Raw genomic sequence first — 9664 nt, 5'->3', positions numbered from 1 at the left:
CGGGCGCGGTGTTCACCGCCAGCCACAACCCCGCGGCCTACAACGGGATCAAGCTGTGCCGGGCCGGCGCCAAAGCCGTCGGCAAGGACTCCGGGCTGACGGCGATCAGTGACGAGGTGATCGCCGGCGTGCCGGCGTACGACGGTCCGGTGGGCAAGACCCTCGACCGTGACGTGCTGGCCGACTATGGCGAATTCCTGCGCTCGCTGGTCGATCTGACGGCGCTGCGCCCGTTGCGGGTCGCCGTCGACGCCGGCAACGGCATGGCAGGTCACACCACGCCCGCGGTGCTGGGCCCGATCCCGTCGATCACGCTGCTGCCGCTGTACTTCGAGCTCGACGGCACCTTTCCCAACCACGAGGCCAACCCGCTGGACCCGGCCAACCTGGTCGACCTGCAGACGCACGTGGTCTCGACGGGCGCTGACATCGGGCTGGCGTTCGACGGTGACGCCGACCGGTGTTTCGTCGTGGACGAATCGGGGCACCCGGTACCGCCGTCGGCGGTCACCGCCCTGGTGGCCGCGTGCGAATTGAACAGGGAGATCGGCGCAACGGTGATCCACAACCTGATCACCTCCCGAGCGGTACCCGAGTTGGTCGTCGAGCGGGGCGGGACTCCGGTGCGCTCCCGCGTCGGCCACTCCTACATCAAGGAGCTGATGGCCGAGACCGGCGCGATTTTCGGCGGCGAACACTCGGCGCACTACTACTTCCGTGATTTCTGGGGCGCCGACTCCGGGATGCTTGCGGCCCTGCACGTGCTCGCCGCGCTCGGCGAGCAGCGGCGGCCGCTGTCGGAGTTGATGGCCGACTATCAGCGGTACGAATCATCCGGCGAGATCAACTTCACCGTCGCCGACGCCGAGTCCTGCGTGGATGCGGTGCTCGCGTCGTTCGGTACCCGGATCCACTCCATCGATCACCTCGACGGCGTGACCGTAGACCTGGGCGACGGCAGCTGGTTCAACCTGCGCATGTCCAATACGGAGCCGTTGCTGCGCCTCAACGTCGAGGCGCGTAGCGTCGAGGAAGTCGACGAAATCGTCGGGCAGATTGCTGCTCAAATCGCCACTCGCACTGAGGTGGCCACGTGAACGCCACCCAGGCTGGCGTCGACCTCGACGACGTGGAAGGCCTGCTAGCCGCGGACCGGGAAGGTTTGCTGCGCGCAGCCTCGATGGCCGGCGCGCAGGTACGTGCCACTGCCGTTGCAATCGAGGAGGGCGAGCTGGAAGCGCTACGGTCCGACCAGCCGCCCCGCACGGTCATCTGGGTGGCCGGCCGTGGAACGGCCGAGAGGGCCGGGTCGATGCTGGCCGCCGCGCAGGGCGGGTCGGTTGCGGCGCCGATCGTCCTCGCGCCCAACGCGCCGCCGTGGATCGGCGCGTTGGACGTTCTTGTCCTGGCGGGTGACGATCCCGGCGATCCGAATCTGGTGTCGGCCGCGGCGACCGCCCTGCGCCGGGGCGCGCGCGTCGTCGTCGTCGCACCATTCCAGGGGCCGCTGCGGGATGCCACGGCCGGCCGCGCGGTCGTGCTCGAACCGCGGCTGCGGGTTCCCGACGACTTCGGGCTGGCGCATTATCTCGGAGCAGGGTTGGCCATCTTGACCGTCGTAGACCCTGCGCTTCAGATCGATCTCGCCGCGCTCGCCGACGAGTTGGACGCCGAAGCCATGCGCAACAGCGCAGGCCGCGAACTGTTCACCAACCCCGCCAAGAACCTCGCCGATCGAATGACCGGTCACGAGGTCGTTTTGGCCGGCGATACCGCGGCGACGCTGGCGCTGGCCCGCCACGGTGCGGCGATGATGCTGCGGGTCGCCCACCGGCCTGTCGCCGCGGTTGGTCTGGCCGACGCACTTGTCGCGCTTCGCGGCGGGATGGGCGTGACGCCTGGCGCCGACCATGATGGGTTGTTCCATGACGAGCAGATTGACGGCCCACGGCTGGCACGGGTCCGGACCTTCGTGCTGGCCACCGATGCCGCGCGGCCGGTGGTTATGGCCCGGGTGACCGGCATCGGCGACGTGGATGTGATCGCCGCCGAAGATGTCCCGGACGTCAAGGCGCCGCTGGCGACTGGGCACCCAGAGCAGCAATTGGCGATGTTGGCCGTCCGGTTGGAGATGGCGGCCACCTACCTGCGACTGGTCCGAGGATAGCCGAGTGCACCTGCTACGTGGCGCGGTGCGGACCTACGCATGGGGTTCGCGGACAGCGATTGCTGACTTCGTCGGAAGACCAAGTCCCACAGCGCATCCGGAGGCCGAACTGTGGCTGGGTGCCCATCCGGGCGACCCGGCGTGGCTGGAAACCGACAACGGCGAACGGTCGCTGCTGGAGACCGTGCGCGAAGACCCGGAGGGACAGCTGGGTGCGGCCGTGCGGGGCCGCTTCGGTGACACGCTGCCGTTCCTGATGAAGGTGTTGGCCGCCGACGAGCCGCTGTCCCTGCAGGCCCATCCGAGCGCCGAACAGGCGGCGGAGGGATTCGCGCGGGAGGACCGTCAGGGCATTCCGTTGTCGTCGCCGGTACGCAACTACCGCGATCGCAGCCACAAGCCCGAGCTGTTGGTGGCGCTGCAGACGTTCGAGGTGCTGGCCGGATTCCGGCCCGCCCCGCGCACCGTCGAGTTGCTGCGGGCGCTGGCGGTGTCCGACCTGGATCCGTTCGTCAGCCTGCTGACCGGCCAACCCGACGGCGACGGCCTGCGCGCACTGTTCACCACGTGGATCACCGCACCGCAGCCCGACCTCGATGTGCTGGTGCCCGCGGTGCTGGAAGGCGCGATCCACTATGTCCGCTCGCGCAAGAAGGAATTCGCGGCCGAGGCCAAGGCCGTGCTCGAGCTCGGCGAGCGCTATCCCGGTGACGCCGGCGTGCTGGCCGCCCTGTTGTTGAATCGGTTGAGCCTGCGGCCCGGCGAGGCCATCTATCTGCCGGCCGGAAACCTGCACACCTACCTGTACGGCATCGGCGTCGAGGTGATGGCCAACTCCGACAACGTGCTGCGTGGTGGCCTGACCCCGAAACACGTTGACGTACCGGAGCTGCTGCGGGTGCTCGATTTCACGCCGGCCAGCGAGAAGGCGCTTCGTCCGGAAACATCAAGGGACGGAATGGAACTCGTCTACGTCACCCCCGCCCCGGAATTCTCGGTGTCGGTGTTGTGCCTCGACGGTGATCGGCTCGGCCACGAGGTCGACGCGCCGGCCCACCACGACGGCCCGCAGATTCTGCTGTGTACCGAAGGCTCGACGGTGGTGCACGCCAAATCCAGCGCGCTGACACTCGAGCGCGGCGCGGCGGCGTGGGTGTCGGCCGACGACGGGCCGATCCGGCTGGTGGCTGCGCAGCCGACAAAATTGTTCCGGGCCACGGTAGGTATCTGAGGGGCGGTCAGGCTTCCGGGTGGTGCTCGTCTCGGCGGCGGAATGGAAGCACGTTCACGATTGCCACCACAACGGCGCCGACTATCAGGCCGATCACGGCGGACGCCGCGGTATTGACCAGCCAGGCGAAAACCGCGCCGACGCCCTGGACGGCGTGATGGACGAACTCTTCGGCGTGGTGGACCAGGCCGTACGGCGCGTGCCAGCCGACGTCGTCGGTGCCGACGAGCAGAATGTGGCCGCCGACCCAGAGCATCGCGACTGTGCCGATGGCCGAGAGTGCTGCGAGCAGTTTGGGCATGGTGGCGACCAGGCCTCGGCCCACCCGCTGCGCGAAGCGTGAGGTGCGCTGCGTCAGGCTCAGCCCGATGTCGTCCATCTTCACGATGGCCGCGACCACGCCGTACACCGCGGCGGTGATGACCAGGGCGACGGCGACCAGGATGATGAGCCGGGGCCAGAACTTCTCGCCGGCCACCTCGTTGAGGGCGATCACCATGATCTCGGCGGACAGGATGAAGTCGGTGCGGATCGCCCCGGCGGCCATCTGGCGCTCGGCGTCCGGGCCGACCGTCGCGGTGGGTGCGACATGGTCGTCGTGACCACGGATGCGACCCCATACCTTCTCGGCGCCCTCGTAGCAGAGGTACGTCGCGCCGATCATCAGGATCGGGGTCAGCAGCCACGGCAGGAACTGACTGAGCAGCAACGCGGCCGGCAGGATGAACAGCAGCTTGTTGCGCAGGGATCCAATCGCGATCCGCTTGATGATCGGCAGCTCGCGCTCGGCGGCAATGCCGTGTACATACTGCGGCGTCACTGCGGTGTCGTCGACGACGACACCGGCCGCCTTCGCGGTCGCGCGCCCGGTGGCGGCGCCGATGTCGTCGACCGATGCGGCCGCGAGCCGTGCGATAGCGGCGACGTCGTCGAGGAGCCCGAACAGACCCGCGCTCATCGCGTCCCCGTCATGGCATCGTCAGCCGGCCGGTTGGCGGTGCGTTTCTCGGCCAGCCACAACCGCATGTTGTGGCGGATGGTTCGGCCCACCAGCCGAGTCGACGGGACCATGTAGAGGCTGTCCAACAGGCTGAACCGCCGCAGAAACCATTCGGCGAGAACGGGATCCGTCTCGGCCGCGCCGAGGAACTGGTCGAACAGACCACCCACCGGCCGGTACCACCACGGCATCGGGCCGGAGGCCCGGTGCAACGTCAGGTCGCCGATCGCGTTCATCGTCCACACCGGGTACGTCGTCTTCGCGGTGGCGCGGTTGAATTCGCCAGCCAGGTCTGCGCCCGGTACCGCCAGCGTCTGCCGCAGATGGCCGGCCTGTAGCGACGTCATGGTCATGCCCTGCCCGAAGGTCGGGTTGTAGCTCGCGACGGCGTCGCCGAACGGAATGATGCCGGCCGGAAAGCGGGTCAGCTTGTCATACCGGCGCCACCGGCTCGTCGGGTACTTGTGAAACGCCATCTCGCCGATGCGCTCGGCCTGCCGGATGGCGGCAGCGAGGTGCGCGGGCAGGATCTCGTCGGCCAGCTCACACATTCCGGCGAAATCGTGCGGCGGCTCGACCTTGGCCACGCCGAATGTGGTCAGGGCCCAGCTGCCGTCCTCGTAGCAGAGCATGCCGAGTCCACGCGGCTGCGCACGGGATGCGCCGCAGACGACGACCTTCTCGGCGATCAGGCCCTCCGGAATGCGCAGCTGATGGGTGGCGTAACCGATGCCGACATCGACGATGTCCTCGTGCGGGCGGTCAAAGCCCCACTGCGCCAACCAGACCGGCAGCCGAGTGCCGCGGCCTGCGGCATCGACGACGAGATCGGCCGATTTCTCCGCACCGGAGTCCAGCAGCACGCCGGACACCCGCTGCCGGGCCGCGTCGAACGTCGGCTCGGCGACCGCGGCATGCGCGAAGTCCACGTTGTCGATCGCCATCACCCGGCGCCGGATCTGCCATTCCAGCTGAGGCCGGCTCGGCACGTACGCGGTGAACTCGTTCTGCAGCCGATGATGGGTGCCGAGGAGATGACCGGCGGCGCCGAAGTGGATGCAGTCCGGCCGGTTCTCCAGCATCGGCACACCAGCGGCGACCATGTCGTCGAGCAGGCCCGGGAAATGGCTTTCGAACTCCTGGGCGCCGCGCGCCATCAACAGGTGCACGTGCCTGCCCTGCGGAACCGCCGAACGGTGCGCTGGACCGTCGGGCAGGCCGTCGCGTTCGAACAGCGTCACCCGGTCGTAGAAGTCCGACAGCACTCGCGCGGCGCACAGCCCCGCGATGCTCGCCCCGATGACGACTGCGTGTTCTCCGCTCCGCCCCATTGACCGGACAGTACCGGTAGGTTGCCGACATGGGGATGACCGGCGGATGGCGGACGAAGTCGGTGGAGCAGTCGATCGCCGACACGGCTGAACCCAGTACCCGGTTGCACAAGGATCTGACGTGGTGGGATCTCACGGTCTTCGGGGTGTCGGTGGTGATCGGTGCCGGCATCTTCACCATCACGGCGTCCACCGCCGGAAATCTCACCGGGCCCGCGATCTCGGTGTCCTTCATCATCGCCGCGATCGCGTGCGGCCTGGCCGCGCTGTGCTACGCGGAATTCGCATCCACCGTGCCGGTTGCCGGCAGCGCCTACACGTTCTCCTACGCGACGTTTGGTGAGTTCGTTGCCTGGATCATCGGCTGGGACCTGATCCTGGAGTTCGCGGTGGCCGCAGCGGTGGTGGCCAAGGGCTGGTCGAGCTATATCGGCACGGTGTTCGAATTCGGCGGCAGCACAGCGCAATTCGGCGGACTTAACCTCGACTGGGGCGCGCTGCTGATCATCGCGTTCGTGACGGCCATATTGGCGTGGGGCACCAAGCTGTCCGCGGAAGTGAGCCTGGTCATCACCGTGATCAAGGTGTCGGTGGTGCTGCTGGTGGTGGCCGTCGGCGCCTTCTACATCAAGGCCGCGAACTACACGCCGTTCATTCCGCCGGGGGAATCGGCCACCGGCGAGCAAGGCGATCAGTCGCTGCTGTCACTGATCACCGGCGCCGAGGGCAGCAACTACGGCTGGTATGGCGTGCTGGCCGGCGCGTCGATCGTGTTCTTCGCGTTCATCGGCTTCGACATCGTCGCCACCACCGCGGAGGAGACCAAGAATCCGCAGCGTGACGTGCCCCGCGGCATCCTGGCCTCGCTGGCGATCGTGACGGTGCTGTATGTCGCGGTGGCCGTCGTGCTGACCGGAATGGTGCGCTACACCGAGCTGCGCGAGGCCGGAGAGCAGGCCAACCTGGCGACGGCGTTCACCGCGAACGGGGTGGACTGGGCGGCGAAGGTGATCTCGATCGGCGCCCTGGCCGGGCTGACCACCGTCGTCATCGTGCTGGTGCTGGGGCAGACGCGGGTGCTGTTCGCGATGTCGCGCGACGGGCTGCTGCCGCGATCGCTGGCCAAGACCGGGCCGCACGGCACGCCGGTGCGGATCACCGTGCTGGTCGGCGTGCTGGTGGCCGTTGCGGCGTCGGTGTTCCCGATGGACAAGCTCGAGGAAATGGTCAACATCGGCACCCTGTTCGCGTTCGTGTTGGTGGCGGCCGGCGTGCTCGTGCTGCGCCGCACCCGCCCGGAGCTGTCGCGTGGTTTCCGGGTGCCGTGGGTGCCGGTGCTGCCGATCGCCGCGATTCTCGCCTGCCTGTGGCTGATGCTGAACCTGACCGCGCTGACCTGGTTCCGCTTCCTGATCTGGATGGCCATCGGTGTCGTCATCTACTGGCTGTACGGCCGGCGGCATTCATTGCTCGCGCAGCGGGAGACCGCCCCCGTCGAGTGATTTCGGCGTGATTACCTGCGCTCCGCGCAGGTAATCACGCCGAAATCGCATTCGTACGGGTAAACGTGCGTTGGAGGCGCTTTACAAAAAGCGGGTTTGTGTCTAGACAGCCGACAAACCAGCCTCTATAGTCAAGTCATCAACGTGATGGCACTCACAGGAGGTGACTGGTCGTGACAGTCGAGTTCGAGCAGGTCGAAACCGGGCAGTGGCGGGACAAGAAACGGCATCTATGGCTGATGGGACTGATCACGCCGACGGCGTTGTTCGTCGTGCTGCCGTTCGTCTGGGCGTTCAACCAGTTCGGCTGGCACACCGCGTCGCAGGTGTTCTTCTGGATCGGCCCGTTCCTGCTGTACGTCCTGTTGCCGGCGCTGGACCTGCGGTACGGCCCGGACGGGCAGAACCCGCCGGACGAGGTGATGGAGCGGCTGGAGAACGACAAGTACTACCGGTACTGCACCTACATCTTCATCCCGTTCCAGTACGCCAGCGTGATCTTCGGCGCCTACCTCTTCACCGCGTCCGACCTCGGCTGGCTCGGCTATGACGGTGGTCTGGGCTGGCCCACCAAGATCGGCCTGGCGCTGTCGGTCGGTGTGTTGGGCGGTATCGGCATCAACACCGCCCACGAGATGGGCCACAAGAAGGACTCGGTGGAGCGGTGGCTGTCCAAGATCACGCTGGCCCAGACCGCCTACGGCCACTTCTACATCGAGCACAACCGCGGCCACCACGTGCGGGTCGCCACTCCGGAGGATCCCGCGTCGGCCCGTTTCGGCGAGACGTTCTGGGAGTTCTTGCCGCGCAGTGTGTGGGGCAGCCTGCGGTCGGCATGGAATCTGGAAGCGCAGCGGCTGCGTCGGCTGAACAAGAGCCCGTGGCATCCGAGCAACGACGTGCTCAACGCCTGGGCGATGTCGGTTGTGCTGTTCGGTGCGCTCATCGCGGTGTTCGGTCCGGCGCTGATCCCGTTCCTCATCGTCCAGGCGGTGTTCGGCTTCGCCTTGCTGGAAACGGTGAACTACCTCGAGCACTACGGGCTGCAGCGGCAGCAGACGGCGAACGGCCGCTACGAGCGCTGCACGCCCGAACACAGCTGGAATTCCGACCACATCGTGACCAACCTGTTCCTGTACCACCTGCAGCGGCACAGCGATCACCACGCCAACCCGACGCGGCGCTACCAGACGTTGCGCAGCATGGAAGGTGCACCGAACCTGCCCAGCGGCTACGCGTCGATGATCGCGCTGACCTATGTGCCGGCGGTGTGGCGCAAGGTGATGGACCACCGGGTGCTCGAGCACTACGACGGCGATATCACCAGGGTGAACCTGCAGCCGCGGTTGCGCGACAAGATGCTCGCGCGTTACGGAGCGGCCGCGTGAGCTCCTACCGCTGCCCGATCTGTGACTACACCTACGACGAGGCGAAAGGCGCGCCGCGCGAAGGCTTCCCGGCCGGCACGCCGTTCGCTGACATACCCGACGACTGGACCTGCCCCGACTGCGGGGTGCGCGAGAAGGTCGACTTCGAAGAGATAGGAGCAATGAAATGAATGACTACAAACTGTTCGTCTGCGTACAGTGCGGATTCGAATACGACGAGGAGAAGGGCTGGCCGGAGGACGGCATCGCGCCCGGCACCCGCTGGGATGACATCCCGGACGACTGGAGCTGCCCGGACTGCGGCGCGGCGAAGGCTGACTTCGAAATGGTCGAGGTCGCCCGTCCGTGACGGCTACTGTCGCGCGTGTGGAAACCAGGCAACGGATCCCGTATGCCGAGGCGTCGCGGGTGCTGCTTCGCGACTCGATCCTCGACGGCATGCGGGATCTGCTGCTGAGCCGCGACTGGTCGGCGATCACGCTGTCCGACGTGGCCCGTGCGGCCGGGATCAGCCGCCAGACCATCTACAACGAGTTCGGCTCGCGGCAGGGGCTCGCCCAGGCGTACGCGCTGCGGCTGGCAGACCGCCTCGTCGACCAGATCGACGGTGCAATCATCGGCAACGTCGGCGATGTCTATGCGGCGTTCATGGCTGGCTTCCGGGACTTCTTCGCCGAGTCCGCCGCCGATCCGCTGGTCATCTCGCTGCTCACCGGCGGAACCAAACCCGACCTGTTGCAGCTCATCACCACCGATGCCGGCCCGATCATCACCCACTGCTCACAGCGATTGACCGCCACCTTCCAGCACAGCTGGGTGAAGTGCACCGACGAGGACGCCGGCATCCTGGCCCGCGCCATCGTCCGGCTGGCCATGAGTTACATCTCCATGCCGCCGGAAGCCGATCACGACGTCGCCGCTGACCTGGCCCGGCTGCTGACGCCGGCCGCCGAACGATACGGTGTCATCCAGACCGACTGACGCGATTTGGCGAGACCTACGCCGCGCGGGCTAATGTGTAACCAAGCTAAGTAATTGAGCGCTA

10 protein-coding genes are annotated in these 9664 nt (G+C 67.2%); 8 read left to right on the top strand and 2 right to left on the bottom strand.

Annotated features, from left to right (window positions below):
* From ACRDU5_RS13450 to manA, 3 genes are all read left to right on the top strand, one after another.
* On the top strand, positions 1 to 1097 hold a 1097-nt coding region (locus ACRDU5_RS13450; RefSeq protein ID WP_526615049.1), incomplete at its 5' end, for a phosphomannomutase/phosphoglucomutase.
* Positions 1094 to 2167: a TobH protein gene (locus ACRDU5_RS13445; RefSeq protein WP_526615048.1), complete on the top strand. Its 1074-nt coding sequence runs from the start codon at positions 1094 to 1096 to the stop codon at positions 2165 to 2167. The genes ACRDU5_RS13450 and ACRDU5_RS13445, both read left to right, overlap by 4 nt.
* Positions 2168 to 2171: 4 nt before the next feature.
* Positions 2172 to 3398: a mannose-6-phosphate isomerase, class I gene (gene manA, locus ACRDU5_RS13440; RefSeq protein ID WP_526615047.1), complete on the top strand. Its 1227-nt coding sequence runs from the start codon at positions 2172 to 2174 to the stop codon at positions 3396 to 3398.
* 7 nt (positions 3399 to 3405) lie between these two features.
* Here the strand turns inward: manA and ACRDU5_RS13435 are convergent, their stop codons facing one another.
* Together ACRDU5_RS13435 and ACRDU5_RS13430 are read right to left on the bottom strand one after the other, a co-directional pair.
* The gene (locus ACRDU5_RS13435) at positions 3406 to 4356 is read right to left on the bottom strand and encodes a DUF808 domain-containing protein (protein ID WP_526615046.1); all 951 of its coding nucleotides are present in this window, start codon (positions 4354 to 4356) and stop codon (positions 3406 to 3408) included.
* Positions 4353 to 5729 (bottom strand): FAD-dependent oxidoreductase, encoded by a 1377-nt coding sequence (locus ACRDU5_RS13430; protein ID WP_526615045.1) that lies wholly within the window; start codon positions 5727 to 5729, stop codon positions 4353 to 4355. The genes ACRDU5_RS13435 and ACRDU5_RS13430 overlap by 4 nt, the downstream gene beginning before the upstream one ends.
* Positions 5730 to 5764: 35 nt before the next feature.
* Here ACRDU5_RS13430 and ACRDU5_RS13425 point away from each other — a divergent pair, with 35 nt between their 5' ends.
* From ACRDU5_RS13425 to alkX, 5 genes are all read left to right on the top strand, one after another.
* Positions 5765 to 7231 carry an amino acid permease gene (locus ACRDU5_RS13425; protein WP_526615060.1) on the top strand — a complete coding sequence of 489 codons (1467 nt, stop codon included), beginning with the start codon at positions 5765 to 5767 and terminating at the stop codon, positions 7229 to 7231.
* Between the two features lie 239 nt (positions 7232 to 7470).
* Positions 7471 to 8619, top strand: a complete 1149-nt coding sequence (locus ACRDU5_RS13420; RefSeq protein ID WP_526615059.1) for an alkane 1-monooxygenase — start codon at positions 7471 to 7473, stop codon at positions 8617 to 8619.
* Positions 8616 to 8789, top strand: a complete 174-nt coding sequence (locus ACRDU5_RS13415) for a rubredoxin (RefSeq protein WP_526615043.1) — start codon at positions 8616 to 8618, stop codon at positions 8787 to 8789. Before ACRDU5_RS13420 ends, ACRDU5_RS13415 begins: the two co-directional genes overlap by 4 nt.
* Complete coding sequence (locus tag ACRDU5_RS13410) at positions 8786 to 8968, top strand: rubredoxin (protein ID WP_526615042.1); 183 nt, start codon at positions 8786 to 8788, stop codon at positions 8966 to 8968. Before ACRDU5_RS13415 ends, ACRDU5_RS13410 begins: the two co-directional genes overlap by 4 nt.
* Complete coding sequence (alkX, locus tag ACRDU5_RS13405) at positions 8965 to 9600, top strand: TetR family transcriptional regulator AlkX (RefSeq protein ID WP_526615041.1); 636 nt, start codon at positions 8965 to 8967, stop codon at positions 9598 to 9600. The genes ACRDU5_RS13410 and alkX overlap by 4 nt, the downstream gene beginning before the upstream one ends.
* Positions 9601 to 9664 lie beyond the last annotated feature (64 nt).

The organism is Mycobacterium sp. (assembly GCF_050701515.1).
Classification (GTDB): Bacteria; Actinomycetota; Actinomycetes; order Mycobacteriales; family Mycobacteriaceae; genus Mycobacterium.
This window is presented reverse-complemented; position numbering and strand designations above follow the sequence as displayed.